Origin of the sequence: Methylomonas sp. (assembly GCF_023228165.1) — a bacterium.
Lineage (GTDB): Bacteria > Pseudomonadota > Gammaproteobacteria > Methylococcales > Methylomonadaceae > Methylomonas.
The window spans coordinates 31,694-55,650 of record NZ_JALOBS010000024.1; the positions used below are offsets into that span (position 1 = coordinate 31,694).

The 23,957-nt window shown below is 43.4% G+C and carries 23 protein-coding genes; 19 read left to right on the forward strand and 4 right to left on the reverse strand.

Annotation, left to right across the window (positions count from 1 at the left end):
• Positions 1–13: 13 nt before the first annotated feature.
• The 10 genes from M0R33_RS17190 (at position 14) to M0R33_RS17235 (ending at position 9,773) form a co-directional block, all read left to right on the forward strand.
• Positions 14–343: a hypothetical protein gene (locus tag M0R33_RS17190; RefSeq protein WP_292572037.1), complete on the forward strand. Its 330-nt coding sequence runs from the start codon at positions 14–16 to the stop codon at positions 341–343.
• A 10-nt stretch (positions 344–353) separates the two neighbouring features.
• Complete coding sequence (locus tag M0R33_RS17195; protein ID WP_292572039.1) at positions 354–1,043, forward strand: hypothetical protein; 690 nt, start codon at positions 354–356, stop codon at positions 1,041–1,043.
• A 42-nt stretch (positions 1,044–1,085) separates the two neighbouring features.
• Positions 1,086–2,021, forward strand: coding sequence for a hypothetical protein (locus M0R33_RS17200; RefSeq protein WP_292572042.1), 936 nt, complete (start codon positions 1,086–1,088; stop codon positions 2,019–2,021).
• Between the two features lie 119 nt (positions 2,022–2,140).
• Entirely contained in the window at positions 2,141–3,169 is a 1,029-nt protein-coding gene (locus tag M0R33_RS17205; RefSeq protein WP_292572044.1) for a hypothetical protein, read from the forward strand.
• A gap of 124 nt (positions 3,170–3,293) precedes the next feature.
• Entirely contained in the window at positions 3,294–3,827 is a 534-nt protein-coding gene (locus M0R33_RS17210; protein WP_292572046.1) for a hypothetical protein, read from the forward strand.
• Positions 3,828–3,848: 21 nt separating this feature from the next.
• On the forward strand, positions 3,849–4,346 hold the full coding sequence (locus M0R33_RS17215) for a hypothetical protein (RefSeq protein ID WP_292572048.1): 498 nt from the start codon (positions 3,849–3,851) through the stop codon (positions 4,344–4,346).
• Positions 4,347–4,422: 76 nt separating this feature from the next.
• On the forward strand, positions 4,423–4,848 hold the full coding sequence (locus M0R33_RS17220) for a hypothetical protein (RefSeq protein ID WP_292572051.1): 426 nt from the start codon (positions 4,423–4,425) through the stop codon (positions 4,846–4,848).
• A gap of 194 nt (positions 4,849–5,042) precedes the next feature.
• The gene (locus M0R33_RS17225) at positions 5,043–6,341 is read left to right on the forward strand and encodes a hypothetical protein (protein ID WP_292572054.1); all 1,299 of its coding nucleotides are present in this window, start codon (positions 5,043–5,045) and stop codon (positions 6,339–6,341) included.
• A gap of 84 nt (positions 6,342–6,425) precedes the next feature.
• Complete coding sequence (locus tag M0R33_RS17230; RefSeq protein ID WP_292572057.1) at positions 6,426–8,495, forward strand: hypothetical protein; 2,070 nt, start codon at positions 6,426–6,428, stop codon at positions 8,493–8,495.
• Between the two features lie 93 nt (positions 8,496–8,588).
• Positions 8,589–9,773 carry a Dam family site-specific DNA-(adenine-N6)-methyltransferase gene (locus M0R33_RS17235; RefSeq protein ID WP_292572060.1) on the forward strand — a complete coding sequence of 395 codons (1,185 nt, stop codon included), beginning with the start codon at positions 8,589–8,591 and terminating at the stop codon, positions 9,771–9,773.
• On the opposite strand, the gene M0R33_RS17240 is transcribed toward M0R33_RS17235, so the two are convergent.
• The gene (locus M0R33_RS17240) at positions 9,760–10,734 is read right to left on the reverse strand and encodes a hypothetical protein (protein ID WP_292572063.1); all 975 of its coding nucleotides are present in this window, start codon (positions 10,732–10,734) and stop codon (positions 9,760–9,762) included. The two genes, M0R33_RS17235 and M0R33_RS17240, sit on opposite strands and share 14 nt — an antisense overlap.
• A 125-nt stretch (positions 10,735–10,859) precedes the next feature.
• Between M0R33_RS17240 and M0R33_RS17245 the strand changes: the two genes are divergently transcribed.
• Positions 10,860–12,290, forward strand: coding sequence for a primase-helicase family protein (locus tag M0R33_RS17245; RefSeq protein WP_292572065.1), 1,431 nt, complete (start codon positions 10,860–10,862; stop codon positions 12,288–12,290).
• A gap of 184 nt (positions 12,291–12,474) precedes the next feature.
• On the opposite strand, the gene M0R33_RS17250 is transcribed toward M0R33_RS17245, so the two are convergent.
• The gene (locus M0R33_RS17250; protein WP_292572068.1) at positions 12,475–13,821 is read right to left on the reverse strand and encodes a PIF1 family ATP-dependent DNA helicase; all 1,347 of its coding nucleotides are present in this window, start codon (positions 13,819–13,821) and stop codon (positions 12,475–12,477) included.
• A 110-nt stretch (positions 13,822–13,931) separates the two neighbouring features.
• Between M0R33_RS17250 and M0R33_RS17255 the strand changes: the two genes are divergently transcribed.
• Together M0R33_RS17255 and M0R33_RS17260 are read left to right on the forward strand one after the other, a co-directional pair.
• Positions 13,932–14,768 carry a hypothetical protein gene (locus tag M0R33_RS17255; protein WP_292572071.1) on the forward strand — a complete coding sequence of 279 codons (837 nt, stop codon included), beginning with the start codon at positions 13,932–13,934 and terminating at the stop codon, positions 14,766–14,768.
• Between the two features lie 130 nt (positions 14,769–14,898).
• Positions 14,899–15,747, forward strand: a complete 849-nt coding sequence (locus M0R33_RS17260) for a hypothetical protein (RefSeq protein WP_292572074.1) — start codon at positions 14,899–14,901, stop codon at positions 15,745–15,747.
• 941 nt (positions 15,748–16,688) lie between these two features.
• On the opposite strand, the gene M0R33_RS17265 is transcribed toward M0R33_RS17260, so the two are convergent.
• Positions 16,689–17,375: a hypothetical protein gene (locus tag M0R33_RS17265; protein WP_292572077.1), complete on the reverse strand. Its 687-nt coding sequence runs from the start codon at positions 17,373–17,375 to the stop codon at positions 16,689–16,691.
• An 85-nt stretch (positions 17,376–17,460) separates the two neighbouring features.
• Entirely contained in the window at positions 17,461–18,654 is a 1,194-nt protein-coding gene (locus M0R33_RS17270; protein WP_292572081.1) for a hypothetical protein, read from the reverse strand.
• A 72-nt stretch (positions 18,655–18,726) separates the two neighbouring features.
• Between M0R33_RS17270 and M0R33_RS17275 the strand changes: the two genes are divergently transcribed.
• The 6 genes from M0R33_RS17275 (at position 18,727) to M0R33_RS17300 (ending at position 23,923) form a co-directional block, all read left to right on the forward strand.
• Positions 18,727–19,278 (forward strand): hypothetical protein, encoded by a 552-nt coding sequence (locus M0R33_RS17275; RefSeq protein WP_292572084.1) that lies wholly within the window; start codon positions 18,727–18,729, stop codon positions 19,276–19,278.
• Positions 19,205–20,035, forward strand: coding sequence for a hypothetical protein (locus M0R33_RS17280; protein ID WP_292572087.1), 831 nt, complete (start codon positions 19,205–19,207; stop codon positions 20,033–20,035). Before M0R33_RS17275 ends, M0R33_RS17280 begins: the two co-directional genes overlap by 74 nt.
• Positions 20,036–20,125: 90 nt before the next feature.
• Complete coding sequence (locus tag M0R33_RS17285) at positions 20,126–21,280, forward strand: hypothetical protein (protein ID WP_292572090.1); 1,155 nt, start codon at positions 20,126–20,128, stop codon at positions 21,278–21,280.
• Positions 21,277–21,678: a hypothetical protein gene (locus tag M0R33_RS17290; protein ID WP_292572093.1), complete on the forward strand. Its 402-nt coding sequence runs from the start codon at positions 21,277–21,279 to the stop codon at positions 21,676–21,678. The genes M0R33_RS17285 and M0R33_RS17290 overlap by 4 nt, the downstream gene beginning before the upstream one ends.
• The gene (locus M0R33_RS17295) at positions 21,638–22,684 is read left to right on the forward strand and encodes a hypothetical protein (RefSeq protein ID WP_292572096.1); all 1,047 of its coding nucleotides are present in this window, start codon (positions 21,638–21,640) and stop codon (positions 22,682–22,684) included. Before M0R33_RS17290 ends, M0R33_RS17295 begins: the two co-directional genes overlap by 41 nt.
• On the forward strand, positions 22,685–23,923 hold the full coding sequence (locus M0R33_RS17300; protein ID WP_292572099.1) for a hypothetical protein: 1,239 nt from the start codon (positions 22,685–22,687) through the stop codon (positions 23,921–23,923).
• Positions 23,924–23,957 lie beyond the last annotated feature (34 nt).

Genomic DNA, 23,957 nt, shown 5'->3' on the forward strand with positions numbered 1-23,957 from the left:
ATATTTCAATACGATGGATATCAGCGATTTGCTCAGTTGCGCTGCTGAAAGTGGAAATATGGGGAGAACCATTGCTGATAAACAAAATGTAAGTTATCTTAATGCAATGCTTTGTCACGGCGCAAAAGAAGGACAAAAAGATGCGTGCTTTCTCGCAAAGACACAAGGAGCGAATGATTTTAATGGCATGCTTCGCAGCGCGGTTGATGGCGGATACGTAGAAATTTGTCTTCTCGCAAAGGGTTGGGGCGCGAACGATTTTGGCGAAATGCTGCGTATCGCGACATTACACCAAAATGAAGAATTATGCGTCCTTGCGAAAAAGTGGATGCAGCAACCGTAATACGCGCGCGATGAAGTGTGCTTTTTTTGTGTATAATCATTTTGAATCTGCGCGCCTACAAAATAATAAAATGGGCGATGCATCTTTAATGGACATGGATGATGCTCTCATTCTCGAAATTTACTCTTGGGGATATCCAGAAGAAATGTACCGCCTTCGCGAGGTTTGCAAGCGTTTTGCGAACGTAATTCCGCCGCCAACGAAATATAACCCGAATAATTTACTATACATAGCCGCGGGAATGCATCAAATACGCCGATGTATTATCGCAAAAGAGAATGGCGCAACTGACTTTGACGCAATGCTCCATATCGCGACCATACGAGAAAACGCCGATTTATGTATTCTTGCCAAATCTTTCGGGGCAACTGGTTTTGATTTTATGATAGTCATCTCGGCACAACGCGGAAACCAAGAACTCTGCGCACTTGCAGAGGAATTGGGCGCGACTAATTTTGATGGAATGTTGGATGCGGCTTCCGAAATTGGAAACCGAGAGCTCTGTATTCTTGCAAAGAATTGGGGCGTCACATCGACTGGAATCTACTTGATGCGGTGGAATGCAATGCAAAGTGGCAACACTGAATTGCTCGAATTAGCAGAGACGTGGTTGCGCGAAATGCGCGAACTGGCAGAACAACGGATAAACGAAGAAATTGAGGCGACTGCTAATTCACGCGAAATTGAGCGAAATCCCTGAAGATTTTCTCTCTTTTTTGAAATCCGCGCAAGAAGGATAATAATGGCATTGCAGTTTTCGCTTGAATATTTAGACGACTCTCTTATCCTCGCGATTTATGTGAGTGCTTATCCTGAGGAAATATATCGCCTTCGTGAAACATGTAAACGATTTGCCGCGCTAATCCCAATACCGACGAAATACACGCCAATTCGCATGCTTTATGACGCCGCGATAAAGGGGCAGCCGCGCCGATATGCCCTCGCAAATGAGAATTTTGATTATACAACGTGTTGCGCTGCGGAAATCGGCTGTCGCGAAATTTGTTTACTTGCGAAAAATTATGGTGCGCGCAATTTCAATATGATGCTTTTCGGCGCTGCAAAAGGCGGTCAAATTCAGCTTTGCCGTCTTGCGAAAGAGTGGAAAGCGGCAAAATTTAATAAAATGCTGCGCGGAGCAGCAGAAGGTGGACAAGTCGAAATATGCCGACTCGCAAAAGAATGGGGCGCAACAAAGTTCGATAGAATGTTCCACATAGCTGTGCGCCATTCTCGGCGAGAAGTCTGTTTCCTTGCGAAAGAATGGATAACGATTGATGCCAACGACATGCTTCGCACTGCCGCAGCCGTTGGAAGTACAGAAATGTGTCTCCTCGCGCACGAGTGGCTCGACGAAGTCTCGACACCAAAGGTGGAGCTCGCTGAAGGCTCGACCGCAACGCGGGAGCCTTCAGCGAACCCGGATTTCGATGGCATGCTAGAATCCGCCGTACTCTGGAAAAATCGCGAAATGTGCATCCTTGCCAAATCTTTCGGGGCAACAGATTTTAATATGATGTTATTCCGCGCAGCATCGATAAATTGCTATGAACTATGTCTTCTTGCGAAGTCTTTTGGCGCGACGGATTTCAATAGTATGCGCTTCATCGCGATGGCACAGGGAAATAAGGATTTGTGTGCATTGGCGGACAAATGGAGCGCAGAAGTAACTCAGTAGTTCGGTTCTTTTTTTGCGCGCCATTCGCGAAGATAAAAAAATGTATTTATGCGAGTGTGATTTGACCAGATTTCAGCGGCGATTATGGCTAGCATGGGTTGATTTATTTTGAATTGACTGTGCATCAAAATAATAATATGGATTCTCTATTTGATAGTTTCGATGATACACTTATTCACGCGATTTATGAATGCGGCTATCCAGAGGAAATGTGCCACTTTCGCGAAGTCTGCAGGCGTTTCGCGAGGATAATTTCACCGCCTGTGAAATACAACCCTAATATATTGCTCGCCGAAGCTGCGAGAAAGGGGCAAATGCGCCGATGCATGCTCGCAAAAGAACATGGTGCGACTGATTTCGAAATGATGCTCCTTTGCGCCGCAGGAAATGGATGGCGCCAAATCTGTTCGCTCGCAAAGAGTTGGCACGCAAAACAATTTAATAAAATGCTTTACGCAGCCGCGCTCACCGGTCAAGCGGAAATTTGCGCGTTAGCACGTGAATGGGGCGGAAGTACCATTGATTTCAAGGAAATGCTCAGCTACGCTGCGAGAGACGGACAAATGGAGATTTGTTTCCTTGCGAAGAGATGGCTCGATGAAGCCTCGACATCGCCAGAGAAGAACGCAACTAATTTTGATGAAATGCTACGCAGTGCAACGCTCGCAGAGAATAAAGAACTCTGTGTACTGGCGAAAAGTTGGGGCGCGACTGATTTTGTGGGAATGTTTCGTCTCGCCGTTGCCGTTGGAGATATAGAAATGTGTATCCTCGCGCGTGATTGGATTAGCTCGACAACTCCGCCGGAAGACCCAATAGACGTTAATGAAATGCTACGAAACGCGGCATTTTCTGGAAATAAAGAGCTCTGCATACTCGCAAAGGAATGGGGTGCGACGGATTTTGACGGAATGCTGAGTCATGCCGCGGTAAATGAAAAATTGGATATTTGCATCATCGCACAAAATTGGGGTGCGACGAATTCCGCCGAAACGCTCCAACAAGTAATGGAAATAATAAATACCAGAGATGATATTAATAGAACGATGCACGAGTCATTGCCTGCCATACCAAGGCTTGACGAGGCGCCGTTAGCTACGATTCGCGAATTTTTAACAAATTTAAGAGCACAACATCAAGCGCGATAAATTCTCTGAATTTATTGCTGCATTCTTGATATTTCTCGAAAGGACCGAGATAAAAGTTATTCCAATCATTTCGGAGATGCTCAATTGATTCTTTTTTGAATCGGCATTAATTAATAAGTAATAAATGGAGGATTTAACACTCTATCTTGATGATGCACTTATTCTCGCAATTTACGAATGTGGCTATCCAGAGGAAATGTATCGACTTCGCGAGGTTTGCCGGCGATTTGCGGCGATTATCCCGCAGCCAAAAAAATACAAACCAAACACATTACTAAATGAAGCCGCGGAGAGTGGGCAAATACGCAGATGCATTATCGCAAAAAATCGAGGTGCGACAGATTACGATGTGCTTTGTCGGGCAGCAATTAGCGGTAGTGTGGAATTGTGTTCTCTCATGAAAGAATGGGGCTCAAATGATTATAATGGCATGCTTTATGAAGCTGCGTATTATGGACATGAAGAATTATGTAAACTCGCAAAGGAATGGGGCGGTGATAGTATTAATTTTAGCATGATGTTAGCAGCTGCTGCAAATGGCGGACGGCGAGAAATTTGCATTCTCGCGAAAGAATGGGGAATTGTATATCCGAATGAAATGCTGCGTTTCGCAGCTACCGGCAGGCATGTCGAATTATGTAAGCTCGCAAAAGAATGAGGAGCAACTGAATTTCGTTCAATGGCTAACATTGCAGCTGAAAATGGTCAAATTGAATTATGTGTCCTCGCGAAAAACTGGAGCACTTATAAAACAAGCGAGACAACGCTGAGTACTGTAGATCCAAATGATATACTTAGGTTTGCAGCCGCTGGCGGACACAAAACTCTGTGCGAGATTGCGAAGAATTGGGGAGCGACCGATTTTAATCGCGCACTAAAATTTGCAACACGCAAAGGACAAAAAGATACATGTGTCCTTATGAAGAATTTCGGCGCGACTGATTTCGATGGTATGCTGCGCAAGGCAGCACGCCACGGAAATCGCGAATTATGCATTCTCGCAAGGGAATGGGGCGCAACTGATTTTGCCGGAATGCTCGCTCATGCGGAAAATGGTAAAGAGGAAGATTGTGCGTCTCCGTCGGGGTATCTTGGCGTATTTCTTCTCATGGCGCCAAGGAAACGTCACTCCGAAATATGCGATTTGGCTGATAAGTGGATTGCAGAATCTCAGTGATGCCAATTTCGCCGATTCGAGTGAAATAGCGCGATGTTGCTCTTTTTTTGAATCTGCGCGTATACAAACTAATAAAATGGAAGTATTGACTCTACTGCATCTGGACGACTCTCTTATTTGTGCCATTTATTCTTGGGGCTATCCTGAGGAAATGTATCGCTTCCGCGAAGTTTGTAAGCGATTTGCAGAATTGCTTCCTAAACCAGAAAAATGTTTACCTGGCAAATTGTTAATTGATGCCACAAATAACGGACAATACGCGCGTTGTGTCATTGCGAAAATCGTGGAGCAACAAATTTCAATGAAATGCTCCGCATTGCAACGCAAAAAGGATATCGGAAGATATGTAAACTCGCGAAAAAATTCGGCGCAACTAATTTTGGCGAAATGCTTTGCAATGCGGCATACAGAGGACGAAGAGATTTATGCATTCTTGCAAAGGAATGGGGTGCAACATGCTATGATTTTATGCTTAATGGTGCCGCATATAGCGGACATTTAGATTTATGTACACTCGCAAAGAAATGGCTCGGCGAAGCTCGGCGAAGCCTCGACACCTCCGGTGGAGCCTCGACAACTTCGTTGGAGGGCACAACTAATTTCAATGAGGCATCATTGTATGCAGCATGTGGCGGGCATAAAAACTTTATGTGAATTTGCGCGTTTGCTGAATAATCGCCAAAGAATAAGCACGATGTGGTATTATTTTTTGATGAGCGACTTGCGTTCAATAAATTAAAATCACAATTGAGCCAAGATATACTAATGACCGACTCGGCGGCACAATCTATAACATGCGCGACAATTAGCGAAATTCCCCAAGATAGCAAAATGGAAGAACTCCCGCGTAGCGGTCGAGCCGAAGGCGAACTGACTATTATGCAATTAGATGATTTTCTTATTCGCGTTATTTATTTTTGGGGTTATCCCGAGGAGATGTATCGCTTTCACGAAGTTTGCCAGCGATTCGCGAGAATATTTTTGAAGCCAGTAAGATGTTCGCCAGATGAATTGCTAATCATTGCCGCAAGAAATGGTCAACAAGCGCGATGTACGATTGCCAAAAATCGCGGTGCAACTGATTTTAATGGAATGCTCGGTTGGGCGGCACAAAAAGGAAAATCGAAAATATGTATCCTCGCCGTGGAATGGGGAGCGAGTGATTTTAATAGAATGCTCCGTGATGCTGCATATGGCGGACAATTGGCAATTTGCCAACTTGCAAAGAAATGGGGCGCGACAGATTTGGATGGTATGCTCGGTAATGCAGCGTTAAGAGGGCAAAAAGATTTGTGTTTACTCGCGATGAAATGGGGAACGACCAATTTTAATCATATGCTATCATACGCGTCGTTCGGCGGACACAAATCCCTGTGTGAGATGGCTATGAACTGGGGAGCAACGAGTTTTAATAATATGCTTCGCTGCGCAGCTGTCAGGGGGAAATTCGAATTGTGTATAATTGCGAAAGGATTGGGCGCAAGTGATTTTAATGGTATGCTTCGCAGTGCTGCGATTAATGGAAATTTAGACTCATGCCAACTTGCGAAAGAATGGGGCGCGACAAATTTCAATATGATGCTTCACGGCGCTGCAAGCGGAGGGAATGAATTTGCTTGCACCCTCGCAAAAGAATGGGGCGCAACTGATTTTAATGAGATTATTCGCGTTTCCGCCAAATATGGACATGAAAACACATGCATACTCGCAAAGGAATGGGGCGCAACGAATTTCGACGAGTTACTCTATATTGCCGCTCAATATGGAAAGAAAAATATCTGCATTCTTGCGAAAAAATGGGGAGAGACTGGTTTTAATGGAATGCTTTGTGGCGCGGCGCGCGGTGGACAAAAAGAGATATGTATTCTTGCCGTGGAATGGGGTGCGACTGATATTAGCACGATGCGTGCCATTGCGCTTCAATATGGACAACGCGCTATTCGCGCGCTTGCCAGAAAATGGCTGCGCAAAAATGCGCGAATCGCCGAAGAATAAGCGCAGTATGGTATTATTTTTTCGATGAAAAACTGGCGAATCGCCTTTAATAAATTGAAATCGCGATTAAGCTAAAATATAACGATGGCGGAACCTGCAGCATCGCCTATTCATTGTGCGCGATGTGGCAAGATTTTCAAATATCACAGTCAATTGCAAAGGCACAATCAGTGCAAAACGCCATGCACGCCAATCCCACAAGATAATAAAATAGAAGAAGTGCCATCATTAACTAATTTAGATGACCTTCTTATTCGAGCAATCTACACGCAAGGTGGTGATTTCAAAGATATGCGTCGTCTGCGTGAAACTTGTACTCGGTTTGCTGAGATATTGCCTATTCCGCGGGAAAAACGCAATTTGACCAATTTATTGATAAATGCAGCAAAAAATAATCACGTAAAACTGTGTATCGTCGCAAAAAAGCTCGCCGAAGGCTCGCCTCCAAAGGAGGTGCTCAGTGAAGCCTCGCCTCCAAAGGAGGTGCTCGGCGAGGATGAATTTTGTGACATGCTTAATGTGGCGGCGCAAAATGGACATGCGGAAATTTGTATTCTTGCGAAGAAATGGGGCGCAACTAATTTTAATGATATGCTTATCGAAGCCACTAATGGCAGGCATGAAAATGTTTGCATTCTCGCGAAAGAATGGGGTGTGAAACGTTTTGAAACCATGCTTAGTGAAGCCGCGTATTGTGGGCATGAAGAGTTATGTGTTCTCGCCAAAAAATGGGGCGCAACTAATTTTAATGATATGCTCAATGAAGCCGCGATTGGCGGACACATTGACCTTTGCATTCTCGCCAAAAAATGGGGTGCGACTGATTTTAGTGGTATGCTATATGGCGCAGCAGCAGGCGGGCATAAGGAATTGTGCATGCTTGCAAGGGAATGGGGCATTGTGCATTGCGACGAAGTGTTTTACGCTATGTTCGGCAGGCATAAGGAATCGTACGTTCTCGCCAATGAATGGGAGGATTTCGACAAAATGTTTTACGCCGCGTGTGGTGGATATAAAGATTTATGTGTTCTGGCAAAAGAATGGGGCGCCACAAATTTCAATATGATGCTTAGTGAAGCCACAAAAGGCGGACAAAGGGATTTATGCGCGCTCGCAAGGGAATGGGGTGCAACGAATTTCGATGAGATGCTCGGCATTGCCGCGTGGTACGGACACGAAGATTTATGCATCCTCGCAAGGGAATGGGGCGCAACTAATTTCAATTATATGTTATCGTATGCGGCAGTTGGCGGGCATAAAGTGTTGTGTGAATTGGCAATAAACTGGGGAGCAACGGATTTTAATTGTATGCTTCGTAGTGCGGCTATCAAAGGACATTCTGAATTATGTGTAATCGCGAAAGGATTAGGCGCAACCGATTTTGACGGCATGCTTCATTCCGCTGCTGTTTGTGGAGATTTAGATTTATGCCAACTTGCGAAAGAATGGGGCGCAACGGCATTCGATGAAATGCTCCGTGGTGCTGCAAGTGGAGGAGATGAATCCGCTTGCGAACTCGCAAAAGAATGGCTCGAAGCATCAAGCGCTACGCGGGAGGGCGTGGCAGATTTTGCCGGAATGCTTCGCAGTGCAGCGGAATATGGAAAAGAAAACACATGCAATCTTGCAAAAAAATGGCTCTGTGAAGCTCGCCGAAGGCTCGACACCTCCGGTGGAGTCTCGACAACTTCATTGGAGGACGCAACTAATGAAATGCTTCGCGTTGCAGCTCAATATGGAAAGAAAAATATCTGTACTCTTGCGAAAGAATGGCTCCACGCAGTGTCGCCGCCGGAGGCGATGCTCGGCGAAGCCCGCCGAAGGCTCCCCCAGAGGGGTCGCTGCTCCGCAGTGCTCGACACCTCCGGTGGAGCCTCGACAACTTCGTTGGAGGGCATGACAAATTTTAATGAAATGCTTTACATTGCTGCTCAATATGGAAAGAAAAAAATCTGTATTCTTGCGAAAGAGTGGGGCATGACAAATTTTAATGAAATGCTTTATGGTGCTGCTCGTGGCGGACAAAGAGATTTATGTATTCTCGCCATGGAATGGGGCGCAACTGATATCGATACGATGCGCGCCATTGCGCTCCAATATGGGCAGCAGACAATTTACGCACTTGCTGAAAAATGGACGCGTGAAAGTAAGTAAGTCGCTAAATAATGGTGCAGTATTATTTTTTGGTGCAAAAACCGGAGAATCGTCTTTAATAAATTGAAATCACAATTAAACAAAGATATACTAATGGCAGACTCCGTGGCGCAATCTACAACATGCGCGTTATGCGGCAAGATTTTCAAATATCGCAGTCATTTGCAAAAACACAATCAGCGTAAAACGCCATGTGCGATTCGCGCGCCGATTTCGCAAGATAGAAATCTCGCGCAAAGTGCCGAAAGCGGATTAGAAGAAAAATTATCGCGCTTGAGTCTCGCGTCGCGCGAAGATATTCATCCGCCGCTAAAATGGCTCGGCGGAAAATCGCAAATCCTCGAAGAAATCATCGGCGCGTTTCCGGAAAATTTCATCAGCACATTCTTAGCAAATCACTTCGCGTATCGCGAACCATTTTTAGGCGGCGGAAGCGTGCTGATTGGATTTCTACAGCGAATACGCAGCAACGGCATCATCGCCGATTACCAAAATCGCGCGAATGGACGAATATTCGCGAGTGATATCAATCCGCATCTTATTAATTTTTATAAATGTATTCAAGTCGGTTTGCCCGCGTTCGTTGATGCGCTGCGACAAATTGCGAATGAATTCAGCGATTGCCCCGATATTGCCGAGGCACAAATGGTTAATGCGAAAGCCGCCGCAGCAAAACAAAGTAAAGATGAATATTATTATGCCATCCGCGACAGATTCAATGAGAACGCCGAAGGATCGACCCCTCCGGGGGAGCGTATCGGCGATGGTGCGAATCACGCGGCGCAATTCTATTTCTTGAATCACATCGGCTTTCGCGGCGTTTATCGCGAGAATAGCAGTGGCAAATTTAATGTGCCATACGGGCATTATAAAAACGCGATTCTCATTTCGGGCGAAATAGAAGAGAATTTCCGGCGATTATCAGAGTTATTTCAGCCGGTAATATTCTCTGTTCGCCAATTTGACGCCGCGATTCAAGATGCCACAGCCGGCGATTTCATCTATTTGGATCCGCCTTATGTGCAAGAAAATGCAACATCATTTACATCTTATTCTGCGGCGGGATTTAATGATACAACGCACCAGCGATTATTCGATATGATTCACGTATGCAGCGATAAAAAGATTCGCGTATTGTTAAGCAATTCCGCCACAAAAAAAGTATGCGATGCATTCGTGAATGACGCGCGATTTCGCATTCGCGAGATTATATGCCGGCGCGCTATTAATTCGCAAAATCCCGCTGCAACAGCGCGAGAATTACTCATTTCGAATTAGCAATAGTGCCGATTAAGTCGCTTGCGCCGAGAAATTCTATTTGATTCTCTTTGAAAAACTTTAAAAATTTTATTTTTTGCGAACACACTGTCCGTACTTTATCGTGCGATATGTTGAATATTTGTGTGTCAGATTCAGGAAGATTTCCATATTGTTCTCGGCAAATTTTCTCAGCACCACCAATGCATATAATGCGTAGTGGTTTTCCATATAATTCTGGTATATCTGCATATTTGAATGGAACTCCGAGTATTTTTTCGCCGGCAGTTCCAGTAGTAAAGAATGTTTCGGCTTTTGCCTCCCAAATAAAGTTTGTTGTTTCAACATCTGGTTTATGATGCTGTTTTACTTCCGGTTTGAGAAGTGTCATATGAAGTAACAAACATAATTCTTCGCAAATATATTCGCCAAATTTATTTGTCCATTGTTGCGCAAGTTGTAAATCGGGGCGTTTTATTTTCATTACTTTCCTTCCCCATACATCTTCATTGGCTTTCATCTGTGATTGTATCAATTGTTTTGTTTTGGCAATACTTTGAGGAAGAAATGATAAATCACCTATAAGCCATCGAAGTACCTCGCGATTTGCAAGAAGAATAATTTGCGGATTATTTATCTTTTGTACCACATTTATAAATTTATCGATAATGATTGATAATATTTGCTGTGTTACATTGGTATCTGAAATACTTGTTAATGGTTTTGCACATGAGATAATAACTGTTTCATTGGAAGTTTTACTCGATGATTCCATAAGTTGAGATATGGCGGTCACTTGACCAGGCGTATCACTTTGTTTCTTTGGTATTTCTATTTTTGGGATTATGCGCGGAATTGTGACAATTTGCGAAACTTGACCGCATGTTTTTCTATTATGTCCTTTCTTTCCGCAAATAGAACACGGCATTTTTTGCATATGATGTTTATACTTTACTGGCATTTCAATTTTTACAGTATTCATTGGTCGTTAAGAATTATTACAATGACTGAAACTTATTACAAAACAAATAAGTAACGGTGATAAATCACGTATATGAAACTGAGTATTTTCGAAATACATAGAGCGTTCACTATAAAATGGATCCAATGTTACGAAGAGAATTAGTTCCATATGAGTCCACTAAGGCGCGATTCGAGCAGACTGTATTTTTCTGTGAAGAAGATGCGATGGTTTATGAGATTATCCATAGCCCAGATGATTACGAATTAAGAGCGCGCACTTACCAAGCGTTCTCCATCGTTTATAGACCAATAAAATACTCAAAGTTTGATGAGCACCATAGTTTGAAGAAATTTCGATTCATTAATAAATGGATAAAAGATCCAAATCGGCGGCGTTATGCGCGATTAACTTTTGCGCCTCCGCCGCTTATTCCCCGAGATGATGAATTTAATCGATGGTTAGGGTTTTATATTGAGCAATATCCAATTCCACCAGCGGAAGACACTGTCGCGTGTGAAGGATGCCAATTACTGATTCGCCACATACGGCTAATGACAAATAACGATGAGATATTATTTCGCTATATGTGGTTATGGTTTGCGGATATGGTTAAATTTCCTGGCAAACAATCTCGCATAATGTTCGTGTTACACAGCAATGCTCAGCAAATAGGCAAATCGCTTTTATACAGTATTTTCGAAAATCTATTTGGTAAATCATTGGCGATAAGTATCGATAATCCGAATTCCATTTTTGGCAAATTTAACTCGATAATTAGTGATAAATTGCTAATTTGTCTTGAAGAATTTGGTATATTATTATCAAGGGCGGATGAAACGCGAAGTCATATGGATATTTTACATGAAACAGAAGGATTCGCGAATCGAATGAGATATCTCATTACGCGAAGAGGCTTAACGGTGCGTGAAAAAAATAGGTCACAATATGATATGCCAAATTATTCGCGTTATTTAATGTGTACAAGCTCGATGAGAGCGCAATCACTTCCTGTTGATGAACGTATTTTCGCAATACCCGTGCATTGTCAACGGCAAGCGGATTCGTATTATTTCGCCGTTGCTGCAGCCGCAAAAAATATACAAGCACTTCGACTGCTATTTGAGATGCTAAAAAATGAACCGGAAGCTACCGAAGACCTGGATTTGGTTGCAATTCGCCCGAATACCGACACAGAAGAAGAGGAGCTCGGCGAAGCCTCGACGCCTTCGGCGGAGCTCGAAGAAGAGTATGAAGCGCGCGAGCCGATTCCACCGGAGATTCGCTTTTTCTGCAATTTTATTCGCGAGCAATATGCGCGTAATCAAGGAAATATAAGATTCTTAATAACGCACCAGGACCTTTACGCAAAATACACAGAGCAGGCTGCCGCTAATGGCACGCATATTATATCTTCGATACAAATGAGTAAAAGCATCAGGTCATTGATGAATGACGCGCCAGAAACCGAATGCGGAATTAGGTCATTCATTTCGAGCGGATATCGCAAATATGATATAAATTTGCCGCTCGCAATAAATTGGTTAACAGAAAAAGGTCTTATTGAGCACAGATAAATGGCACACTTATTCAAATCAAGATTATTTTTTTGCGAACTCCCGCGTAGCGGTTGAGGCTCCGCCGAACTCGCCGAGGGCTCGACGGCTCCGCCGAACTGAAATCTTCCCGCACTTAAATTCTAACAAAAAAAGAACCACAATGCCCCCAGTTCCAGTTGGATTATTTTTCTTCAAATCTGTGCTATTTCGCGATTTTCTCAAGAAAGCGCGCGGCACGCATATCAGGGCGCAATAAACGCGCATCTGGCAAATTTCCAATGATAATCAGCCCATCAGTCGTCACTGCGCGAGAAAGCGCGACATAAAATTGCCCTTTTTCGAAAATGCCGCTCGCGCAGACGCAAATATTCGGGATTGACATTCCTTGCGATTTATGGATTGTTATTGCCCACGCGAGCAAGAGCGGAATCTGCGTGCGCTGAGCGATTATTTTGCCCGCTTGTTTGATTCGCCACGTATTCGGCTCGGCGACATCATCTATTTCGGCGATTACTTTTTTTCCATCGACAAATCTCGTAACCTCATATTTCACAATAGGATATCCATCTTGCGTATATCCAGTAACAACGCCAGTTGCCCCATTAACCAATCCACAACATTGATCTTTATTAATAAGCAATATCACTCGCGCCCCAATGCGCAACACTAATTTTACCGGCGCGATTAGTTGCTCCAGAAGATGGCTATTATTTCCACGAGCACTATCCGCGGCATCGAAAACTTTCTCGGATTCTGCAGGGAGCGCAGATAATTCTTTAATATTCATAGATTCCGCTTTATCGCGGCGCGAGAAAAGGCAGACTTTATTCGCGATTTCCGCGCCAGCGCAGCTGGTGCTTCTCCGCCGCGATATGAGGAAAGCATTTCCTTTTGGCGTAATCCTGCCGCGGCGAATCTCTGCCAAGAATTCCACGAGATCCGGCTCACGCTGGCGAAAAATCTCGCGCAAAATGAAGAAACGATTTTCCATTAACGCAAGCCACCGTGCACTTTCGAAAATAAATTGTGATGCGCCGCTATCGCGTGATATTGGCGGCAATTGATAGAAATCACCGCTGCAGATTAATTGAATGCCACCAAACTGGAGAAGATTTCCTCGCAACTGTTTGGCAATTTCATCAAATTTATCGAATAATTCTGCGTTAATCATGGAGCATTCATCGAGAATAAGCACTGCCGCTGATTTAATTCTGTCGCGCGCTTCTCTTTTATATGGGCGATTAAGAATTTTTATAAGATCGCCAATTTCTTCATTTGCCAATCCAACGCCGAAGAACCAATGCAGAGTGGTTCCGCCGATTGCACATGCGGCGATTCCGGTTGCCGCGGTTGTGAAAACGCGTTCTTTGCCGCATTTTTCGCACAAGGCTTCGATTATTTTGCTCAAAAGAAAAGATTTACCGCTTCCTGCGCAGCCAGTTAGGAATAATGATTTGCCCGCCAGCGCGCATTCAAACGCCGCCATTTGCGAGGGCGATAAGGTTAGACGCTGCGTTGCTTCAAGCGCTTCGCATCGTGGATCTGCCATCTCCTATTCTTGTTAATATTACTATTCATTTTATTACTGTGTTAAAGGTAAAACATAAAGCAGCTCGCAAGCTTTTTAAACGACATCTTAGCCATTGCTATATAATCGCTATGGATCACAGAATAATCCACGAGGTGCCAATCACGGGCAGAGCCGAAGGTAATCTTATATGTGTAACTGAAGGTGCTTCAATTTCGCAAATATTTCCACGTGAATTGCGCGTTTATTGCGCGAATGACGAAGTCGATCCATCCGGAAGCGCGCGTTTGGAGGTTGAAATTCTGGATGAAGTCGCTGAAGGCAAGAAAATATCAATCGGCAAATTAATCGTCGAAGGTTTCTCTTGCCGAAAAAATCACGAGAGCGTGTATAAATTCGATGCAATGCCATTTACTAAATTTGCCGATATGAGGTGGTTTACTATCACACTGGCGAATAGCCGAAAAACAGATGGATTTGAATTTGTATTCGTGTTTGATGAATATTATCCTAATGAAGAACGCCGCGCGATATATGAAGCCCGTGGTCAATTAAAGACTGCTGCGACATACGGATCTCGTGAGGACTGTATCACTGCCAAAAATAACGGCGCAACTAATTTTGATGAAATGCTTCGATGCGCTGCGAAAAGTGGGGAACGAGAAATATGCACACTCGCAAAGGAATGGGGCGCAACTGATTTTGAAGGAGTGCTGCATTATGCCGCATTTCGCGGAGATTTAGATTTATGTGTCCTCGCAAAGGAATGGGGCGCAAATTGTTTCGATGACATGATTTGTTCTGCTGCTGAAGGCGGGCATAAAAATCTTTGTATCCTTGCGAAAGAATGGGGCGCTGCTTATTTTGATGAAATGATTCTCGGCGCGTTTCAATACAAACACAGGGACATAATTAATTTGGCGAAAGAATGGGGTTTTGACTGCGATTATCTCGAGCGGAATATTTAATAATATCCGGAGTCAATGAACACGGTTTAAAAACACGGCGCGAGGTGTTGTATTTTATTTTTTTTGAATTTGGCTCAATGTAAAGAATATCCGTATTTCTTTTTTTGAACCGATAAGATTCTTAAAGATAATGGCGCAATTATTCGCCGATTTAGATGACCTTCTCATCCGTGAAATTTATTCGCATGGTTATCCCGAAGAAATGTGCGTTCTTCGCGAAGTTTGCGGACGATTCGCGGCAGTAATTTCGCCGCCAGTCAAATATGTGCCGAACAATTTACTTTGTGAAGCTGCGGAAAACGGACAAATTCGCCGTTGTGTAATCGCAAAGGAAAGAGGCGCGGGAAGCTTCAATTGGATGCTCCAATATGCTGCGCGAGGAGGCTGTCGAGAAATATGCGCACTCGCGAAGGAATGGGGAGCAACAGACTTTCAAATGATGATTTATTTCGCTGCATGTGGTGGGCATGCTGAATTATGTGTGCTTGCAAAAGAATGGGGAGCAACGGCGTTCAATGAAATGCTCGGTGGTGCTGCACAAAGCGGGAATGCGGAACTTTGTCTCCTCGCAAAAGAATGGGGAGCGAGATATTTCGAAATGATGCTTAGCAGTGCGGCGCAAAGTGGACAAGAATCTATTTGCCGTCTTGCAAAAGAATGGCTTAGCGAAGCTCGCCGAAGGCTCGACACCTCCGGTGAAGCCTCAACAACTTCGTTGAAGGATGCAACGGATTTTAATGGCATGCTTTATTTCGCGGCTGTAGGCGGGCAATCGGCGATTTGCCATCTCGCAAAGGAATGGGGTGCAACAAATTTTAATAGTGCGCTCAGTGCGGCTGCATTTTATAAACACACGAACATTTGCATTCTCGCCAAAAATTGGGGCGCAACTGATTTCAATAGAATGCGCGAACTTGCCATTATCTGCAAAAATCACGCGATACGCGAATTGGCAGAAAAATGGCAAGCAAACAATTAATACGCCGCATGTTGCTCTTTTTTTGAAAACAACTTTACCATTAAAGTAGACGATACTTCCGCAGCAATGCAGAATCATGACTCATTGGCAATAATCTTCGCCTTCGCATTTCTTGCTAAATTCGCCATCGCGGATCGCTTTATATTCAGACAATACGCGTTACCTGCAGCTCGATGCTATACAATTGGTCCATTACCGTCTTTTTCCTCACTGAAATATGATTTGACAAGCAATAGCGGCGAAATTACAGTTATTCCGTCGCCAACTTATTCGTGCCCGGCGACACAATATGTAACCGATTGCGGCATGCGAGCATCAAAAAATGGAAATCTTCAGTGGAGTGCAAACTGTAAATCGCCGAACGGAACACACATTGTTATCAGTAATGAGAATTTACTCGAATCTACGCAGATAAACGGATATATCGACATTTATATTGATTCTGCGCGACAATACACACCAGCGATAATTACCGCATTCGTCGCATTTGGTATTATATTTAGTCTGGCATTTAGCGTTGGCGCATTCGTTAGCTGCTGTTATCAGCGGCGTGCAATGAGTCGCGCCATTTATCGCTGTAACACGGCGCTCGAATAAGCGCGTATTCGCGGTTTCTTTTTTTGAATCTGTGAAATTCATTAAAATAAAGCATCAATATGGTGCAGCCGCCATTTAGCATGGTGCTCATACGCAATATTATCGGAAGCATTCGGCAAGGAAATTCAGCAAAAAATTATAAAAAAATACACAACAATATCGAACAATCTGTGTCCGGTGAATTCTTGCGCCATCTTGTGCCATTTCCAAAACCGCGCCAAAATGACACTTAAAAATCGCGCAATTCGCCGCGGCAATTAATCAGATTTACAAAAATACAATTCTTCATTCTTTTTTATCGACTCAAATACAAAAAAATAAATGCGAATTCGCAAATGCGTTTTTCAACTATCGGCAACGAATTCGTTGTCATCGCAGCCATCTGCCGGTGCTGGCGCCTTGGATGATGCCGCAGAACTGAATTTTTCTTTGTATTTAAGATGTTCAGCTGCGAATGCCTCTTTTTTGGCTTTGTAATCCGGCATTGATGTAATCGCCGAATAAATTGCATCCATAATTTCGATATTTTTTGCGTTTTCTTTGAGCGCCGCGAATCCTTCTTTCTTTTGCGTTGCTTCAACTACCGCTGGAATGATGTACCTTGCGCGGAATTCTTCGCTCACCTTGTATTGCTCAATGAAATATTGTTTTGGCGTTTTTGCTTTTTTCACTGTTGCCGGCGCTGCAGAAGATGAAGCGGAAGCTGCCGCCGCACATACTGCTGGAGCAGCCGCCGCGGCTGCTTCTGCCTTCTTGCGCTTTTCTTTCGATTCTTTAATTTTCCCAGTCGTGTCATTTCCTTCGACGAGGACTCTCAACGCAATGATACTTTCCCTCATTATTTCGAGTTTCGCGTCCATATCGCGGATTCCGTGAGTATTTTTCTCAACTTCTATCTTAATCGGCTGAATTTTCGAATCAATGGTTTTATCAATTCGTTCGAGCTTCGCCTCAATAGTCGTTTCAATCTTTTCGAAGAGTTCTTCAATCTTACGAGACATCTTTACGTCTTCCTTTCCGGCAGCTGCCATCTGTTATATGCTATTAATTATTTCTTTAGAAGACCCTACTATTTCCCTTGAAGTTATGGGAAGCTGATTGCTTTTGGCTATTATATTACAGGATAAACGGGATTTCAATTTTTTCACATAGCTTTTTCAGCACTTCTCTCGGAGCTGTAAATGCCATAAAGCACGCCTGTTCTAATTCGCGCGATAACGGCGGATGTTTTTCAGAGCGATTGAGACGCCGCATTGCCTCATTTGCTTGTTGTTCGGGAGGCTTTCCCAAAATCAATCCATCGTATTCTTTTGATAATAATCCGCAATCAAATAAGTCCGAAAGATGTATCTCAGCTCCACCGGAGGTGTCGAGGCTTTGCCGAGCTTCGCCAGAGTTTTTTCCATCAACAAAGAAACGACATTCATCTGAGCCCGCCGTCGCAAAGTAAACGATTGCGATATCCGCATTTCCGCCTATTTGCCGCCAAAAAGAGTGGCATCCTTTGCTTGACTTTCCGAGAATATCGATTGTAGGCGCAATCACTTCATCACTGCTCATTGGTTGGCGCAACATCGCGCGTAATATTTGCTCTCCATAATAACAGGAATTCGCGATGCCGATTTTATAAGTTTTTTCTCGAATAGTAATTGTCTTATATGTTGTGAATAGATTTGCGGCTATTGCCGCTTTATCCTCGATATGCTGCTCGAGAATAATTCCGCTTTTGATTATATCGTCGGCAATTTCATTATACATCAAAGATGAAGTAATCGTGCGGAAATATTCGGTATAATTGATAATCCCAATGGCGCCCAATCCGCGAATAAAATAATCTGCATTCATTCCAGTTGTCTCAGGATATCGCGGCTTATAATTTCGCACGTACTTCATTGCGAGCAAATCGAAAATATGCGAAATAGTGTAATTATGGCGCAGCAGAATATGGTCGACGAGTTTTTCGGGCGTAAATTTAATACATGCAGAATCTTCCTTTGGTGCATCTTCATCTGGCACGCCAATAATGGACAATTCTTCGCCGGGGATAAGTATCTTAATGACATCAAATTTGCAGCCCACATATTTCTTGATATCTTCTTGCGATGCGCAGCCATCAAGAATAATGATAATCGGCGTAACATATTCGAGAGCAGAATCAACTAATTGCCTCGGCACCATTTGGCATGATTCTGCAGCAGCAGCGATAAAAGACTCAAAAATAGATTCACCATTATAGATGATAGTCTGATAATATTCTTGTTTATGCTGCGGCATTTCCGGCACTGCCGATTGCTGTGGAGGGTTATCCATTTGCGAGATTATAGCATTCCTCATCATTCGCTTAAATTGAAGCGAGTGATTCTCCACTATATATACGCCAAAATGTCGCAATGTTGTGGTAAAATTCTGCCGCAAGATTCACACGCAAATCATCAATCTTCCGGCGCGAATCCCCAGCAAGAGACGAAAACTAAACAACAAATCATCGAATCATGCGAACAAATGGTCGGCATTTCAGTAGCACGCGCTTTAATTGCCTACGCGCCAGAATTCGAGCAAGATATAAAATCCGCGCAATATCCATCTGCCGGCAGTTTTAATAAATTGCAGAATTCTGCGACTTTCTCCATTAGTTTTACTGAAACGCCGGCAATTCTTCATTTAGGGCTAAAAAGCGTACCAATTGATTATAATCTGGATATTCCGATACCGAATGAGAAATATTTCGCCGGAGTCAAAGAAATTGCCCGTGATTTATTCAATGCCGCAAAGTCATTTCTCGAAGAATTCTTCACGCTTAATAACGCGCTTTCCGCGAAATTCGCCAGCACAAATAAGAATACCGCTCTCACGATGCGGAATGAGTTTTCTGCTTATTTTGAGAAGGATAAAGGCGGATGGATGGGGCTCGTTGGCGCGTACACGGGGCTTTAAAGTATGGACTACTATCGATGCAGGGATACTTGATTTCTTTTTTGCGCGGCTATACGCATTGTGGCGCAATTCGCGCAATTCACGTAAGAAGAACAATCGCGCGCAATTTGCGCGTGAGTCCTTCTTTTTGAAATCAATAATCAAGATTAATATAATAATGACAACTACTGTTGCACCACCGCCTAATGCGCCATCTTGCCCTCCGCAAGAAGTATCGCGGCTGCGCAAAACGGCGCGAGGACTTCTTCTTGATGTTCTTCGCGCGACTTGCGTAAAATTCAATCTTCCTTTATCGCAAGAAAAAGCAGATGAGATTTGCTGCGAAATAGACCGCGGCTGTATAAGGACCGCGACTATGTATTATGCGAATGTTGGAATAAAATTAGATTCGCGCAATCCGCAGCACGTTCGATATTATGCCGAATTGATTCACAAAATGATTGCCGCGCTTGATTATTCGCCCTGCGATGAATCCGCGACATTTGTATCGCGCATATTAAATTGCCCGCTGGATGAAATTTCGACATTTCCGAAATACACACTGCATGATTTATGCCCAGAAGTTGGACAGCATGAAAAAGCCGAAATTGAATTACGCCGCTCGAGGAAAGTAGAGCCGAAAGTATCAAAGGAATTTCATTGCCGCTGTGGTGGAAATGACACGATATTTACGGAGCGCACAATTTTGCGCGCCGATGAGCCGACATCATTATGCGTTCAGTGCATTCATTGCCACAGGCAGTGGACGGTCACGTAATTAAATGTCCAATGACATTCGCACCGATTCTTTTTTTGTGTATCACCACGCTTTTCCATCAAATCAAGTATCCGTGCTCATATATAGAAAATGCCACATTCACCAAAGAAACAAATATCTGCACCGACACTCGACCCCGATAAGCTTTTTGACTGCGAACATCTTAATAAATTTGCGAACTTGATTATCAAAGCGTATAGAGTTTCGTCATATAGTCATCCATCCCTATTCGAATGCAACTATAAAGGTGTCCCATTCTTTGTAAAATTGGCATTCTATGCGATTCCATCATCAGAACTCTATACAAAATCAGGTCCAAGTCCGACAAAATTCCAACACACCGATGCAGAAATCCGCATCTTAACGACGCTCAAAAAAGAGATAATTGAAGCCGGCATTTCGCCTGGAATTCTTGAAATCATTACTCATCGCGTTTGTGAGCGCCCGTCGAAGACATTTCGCATAAAAAAGTCCGAATGCATGCAGCTCAAAATCAAAGGCACTTCATCTCAAGCAGATTTATTTACATTCGCAATGTGCCAGCTTATTGAATCTATTAATCATGGGCTTAACTATGACAAATGTGCATTCGTTGTCATGGAGAGATGCGACATATCATTGTCGGAACTTCTTAATAATATTATTGATTTACCAATACTCGGCATTGAGTTATTTAAGAGCATACTTTTCCAGGTTATTTCCACATACTTCGCCTTGAAATACAAATATCCGAAATTCTGCCACTATGATTTGCATCTGGGAAATATTATGATTAAATTTGACAAAGATTTCCGCTATACGCCATTATTCCAGCGATTCCTGGTTTATGATTATAAGCCGTGTAAAGTCGTGTTTGAAGTGCCTTTCTTCGGTATGATAACAAAGATAATCGACTTCGGCTTTGGACAAATTCCCGAACTTGGAATCTTAAACACATTTTCCGATGACCTCCAGCTTTCTTATCATCGAACGGAGTTTGACATGGTTGCACTTTTCCACAATATTTCCGGGCAAGTTTTATCAGACAAGACTCGAGGCAAAAATACATACAACATAATCGGCATTTTAAACCAGCTCGAACCAACACAAATGTATTTGCACAATGCCAGAGATGTTATAGAAGCCAATGCGGATAAAATACCAACAATTCACCAAATGATGCTTAATCCTGTTTTTGCTGAGTATCACAACGTTAAAAACATTGCGCCGGGGCAAATATACAAAACATATCGCCTCGATAAATGATTGAATTTATCATTGTCGCAATATTCGTCATTATTTGCCTTCTCAGTGGAGGCACTTTTATTTTTCCTAATGAAACAGCGCATCCGCGAGATTATTCTCCGGATGAGCGCGTGTTCACCGATATTGAACGCGGCGATGAATATCGCCATGTCAAAAATACTGCAACAACGCAAAGAGATGCAAGTCAATTGCTAAATGAACCATCAGACATTCAGAATATAGGACTTCATATTGTTCCGACCACGATTCCATCGACACTGATTGAAAATCCGCCACTTTCTCCTCGAAAAAAAGTCTCATTTGCCGAAATACGCCAAGAGCGTGAATATAATAAACACAGCGGCGAGATTGTATCAGATGGAACAGGACCAGCACATACAAAAGCAACCGAAAAGTGAATATTTTGACAAATCTCTCGTCATTCTTTGCGCGATGAATGCTTACGCAATGGGACATTTTAAGATATACACTAAATTATTTTGGCACGTCATTGGCGCGCCGCCATCTTCTTCCACGATTGCAATCGATTGCGCAAAATTGGCGACGATGCTTCTGCGGGTTGCACACGATTCGCAATTGCGCGAGAAATATTCTGCACAAATCGCACTTTCGCGAATTCTTGGCGCGGGAGCAAGTTCGATTGGCGACTGGATAAAATTCGGTGCGCAATCTGCGCGAGATATAAGTCTTCTTGAGCAAAAAGGATTAGTTTCTATTTCGCCACTTCAAAATTACGGATTAAGGTATCATTCGCAACTAATGGAAGAAATATCGCCATTATGCGCACGTGAAATTCTCGCGCAAATCGTGGAATTGATTAAGCAGTCGATGGAATATTCACATAGTGGTCACGCCGAATACGCAACCTCGCAAATGAATGATTATATTATTCGCCATCTTATTATATCGCCAACGGGTCCATATCGCCGTGGAAAAGCCACCTTACCAGCTAAATCTATTCTTGAAGATAATCAATGCGGCTCAAATGGCAAAGGCATAGAATTAATTGTTACAACGGGAATTACATTTGAGCCGACATTTTGCAGGCAATTACATAATTTCCTGCGGCATTCGCCTGCTTATGTGTGTTGGATTACAATCACCAAAAATTATATTTCCTTTCTTTATCGCTACAACTCTACGCGGATTGTACGCGTCGATATTAAATATGTTCCATTTCTCGCGCACTACGTGACGCTTTTATTCGACACTGGACCTTTTACTTTTGTGCAGCGCGTCAAAGACCGCATTGCGGAAAGAAATCTTGCCGTAACAAAAAATAATGAATTGGTAAGAGAGCGCACAGAGGCAAACGCGCGAATCATCGAGAAAATCGCGATTGGAAGTGAGCGAGAATTATTCACCAAATTGGATATACCATATATAGAGCCGCATCTAAGATAAATGGCTAACCCAGGAATTCGCCAATTCTCGAAATGTCTATGTCACGCACAAATAACGGCAAATGGCAAATGCAAGATTGTCGTTGGCGATATAATCGTCGGTAGTTTTTCTTTGCGTGAAAATCTCGTCGCGAGAAAGGCGCTCGGCAAAGCCTCGACCACTTCGTGGGGGCTTAAAATTGCTGGCATTCCTGTGACTGATGCTGGCAATTCTGCGCAAACAAAAGTGTTTATTTGCTCACTTGGCGATAATTTCGCGAAATGTGCAAAGATTGTCCCCAGAAAATTATTGGGTCTGCAGATGAAAGCGAATATGATTTGCAGGCAATTGAAAATCTGTGGGTCGCGAATCATTCGCCCAGCGACGATGCAGTATTTAGACGGCATGAATATCTGCCTTAGGACCACGGCATTCGCCGCCGCGAAAAATCGCGGAGATTTACTATTGGATGATACGCAACAATCCGATATTATCTCTGCGCGAAATGTCGCGCGATGCATATCAGGCAGAAGCATAATTGAGCTCGGGCAAAACTGCAAGTTGAATTGGCATATTCCGCCGCTTATTCGCGAAGACATGCACACGCGCATCGCATATTGCCGCAGAGGGCTTGCATTTAACTCGCCAATGACGCAAATATCCGCCGATTATAATAATACAAAAAATTCGCCTCTCGCGATTCAAGTATCGCAAGGAATGGTTCAAATAAAGAATCGCGTCATTCGCTCATTTATTGCAGCGCACCGGTACCTCTTTTCTTCGCGTTATTTCGAATTTGCATGTCGCGGAAACAGCATGAGCAATCTATTGAGCGGACCAATCACTGAAATAAGCAATTTTGTGGGAATATCTCTCAATTCCGCGTATTCATGCATTATTCTTCGATGCATTCTCGCGGATTCAATCGAAACTTGCTTGGCAATCGTTGATATGGCGAATCCGTGGGTCGGCAAAAGTGTCGTAATCGCGCACAATATTGCCCAAGAGAATGAAAATGCGGTTTCGCTCTCGATGAACGCCGATGGAACGCGCATTGCGGCGGCATTTCATTGCGATGGAGAATCATTAATTCGTATTGTTGTATATGCGTTTAATTGCGTTTCTGCTACACAAATCACGCAGTTTTCCATTCCATTTGCGGGTTGGACTTGCACATATTTCACGCAACGTGATTTTGTTGCCGCTTATACGACGAAGGATATCATTTATGATTCGCATTCTTTCTTGAAAAAATATTAACAATCACATATCTAAATATATACATACGCAGTAC

What these genes read in the sequence shown, in the direction of transcription:
- M0R33_RS17195 (WP_292572039.1), top strand. Translation starts at nt 354, where the DNA reads ATGAAGTGTGCTTTTTTTGTGTATAATCATTTTGAATCTGCGCGCCTA.
- M0R33_RS17215 (WP_292572048.1), top strand. Translation starts at nt 3,849, where the DNA reads ATGGCTAACATTGCAGCTGAAAATGGTCAAATTGAATTATGTGTCCTC.
- M0R33_RS17265 (WP_292572077.1), bottom strand. Translation starts at nt 17,375, where the DNA reads ATGGCAGCTGCCGGAAAGGAAGACGTAAAGATGTCTCGTAAGATTGAA.
- M0R33_RS17220 (WP_292572051.1), top strand. Translation starts at nt 4,423, where the DNA reads ATGGAAGTATTGACTCTACTGCATCTGGACGACTCTCTTATTTGTGCC.
- M0R33_RS17260 (WP_292572074.1), top strand. Translation starts at nt 14,899, where the DNA reads ATGGCGCAATTATTCGCCGATTTAGATGACCTTCTCATCCGTGAAATT.
- M0R33_RS17250 (WP_292572068.1), bottom strand. Translation starts at nt 13,821, where the DNA reads ATGGCAGATCCACGATGCGAAGCGCTTGAAGCAACGCAGCGTCTAACC.
- M0R33_RS17240 (WP_292572063.1), bottom strand. Translation starts at nt 10,734, where the DNA reads ATGAATACTGTAAAAATTGAAATGCCAGTAAAGTATAAACATCATATG.
- M0R33_RS17275 (WP_292572084.1), top strand. Translation starts at nt 18,727, where the DNA reads ATGTCGCAATGTTGTGGTAAAATTCTGCCGCAAGATTCACACGCAAAT.
- M0R33_RS17285 (WP_292572090.1), top strand. Translation starts at nt 20,126, where the DNA reads ATGCCACATTCACCAAAGAAACAAATATCTGCACCGACACTCGACCCC.
- M0R33_RS17290 (WP_292572093.1), top strand. Translation starts at nt 21,277, where the DNA reads ATGATTGAATTTATCATTGTCGCAATATTCGTCATTATTTGCCTTCTC.
- M0R33_RS17210 (WP_292572046.1), top strand. Translation starts at nt 3,294, where the DNA reads ATGGAGGATTTAACACTCTATCTTGATGATGCACTTATTCTCGCAATT.
- M0R33_RS17295 (WP_292572096.1), top strand. Translation starts at nt 21,638, where the DNA reads ATGGAACAGGACCAGCACATACAAAAGCAACCGAAAAGTGAATATTTT.
- M0R33_RS17270 (WP_292572081.1), bottom strand. Translation starts at nt 18,654, where the DNA reads ATGGATAACCCTCCACAGCAATCGGCAGTGCCGGAAATGCCGCAGCAT.
- M0R33_RS17235 (WP_292572060.1), top strand. Translation starts at nt 8,589, where the DNA reads ATGGCAGACTCCGTGGCGCAATCTACAACATGCGCGTTATGCGGCAAG.
- M0R33_RS17190 (WP_292572037.1), top strand. Translation starts at nt 14, where the DNA reads ATGGATATCAGCGATTTGCTCAGTTGCGCTGCTGAAAGTGGAAATATG.
- M0R33_RS17230 (WP_292572057.1), top strand. Translation starts at nt 6,426, where the DNA reads ATGGCGGAACCTGCAGCATCGCCTATTCATTGTGCGCGATGTGGCAAG.
- M0R33_RS17245 (WP_292572065.1), top strand. Translation starts at nt 10,860, where the DNA reads ATGTTACGAAGAGAATTAGTTCCATATGAGTCCACTAAGGCGCGATTC.
- M0R33_RS17200 (WP_292572042.1), top strand. Translation starts at nt 1,086, where the DNA reads ATGGCATTGCAGTTTTCGCTTGAATATTTAGACGACTCTCTTATCCTC.
- M0R33_RS17255 (WP_292572071.1), top strand. Translation starts at nt 13,932, where the DNA reads ATGGATCACAGAATAATCCACGAGGTGCCAATCACGGGCAGAGCCGAA.
- M0R33_RS17280 (WP_292572087.1), top strand. Translation starts at nt 19,205, where the DNA reads ATGAGTTTTCTGCTTATTTTGAGAAGGATAAAGGCGGATGGATGGGGC.
- M0R33_RS17300 (WP_292572099.1), top strand. Translation starts at nt 22,685, where the DNA reads ATGGCTAACCCAGGAATTCGCCAATTCTCGAAATGTCTATGTCACGCA.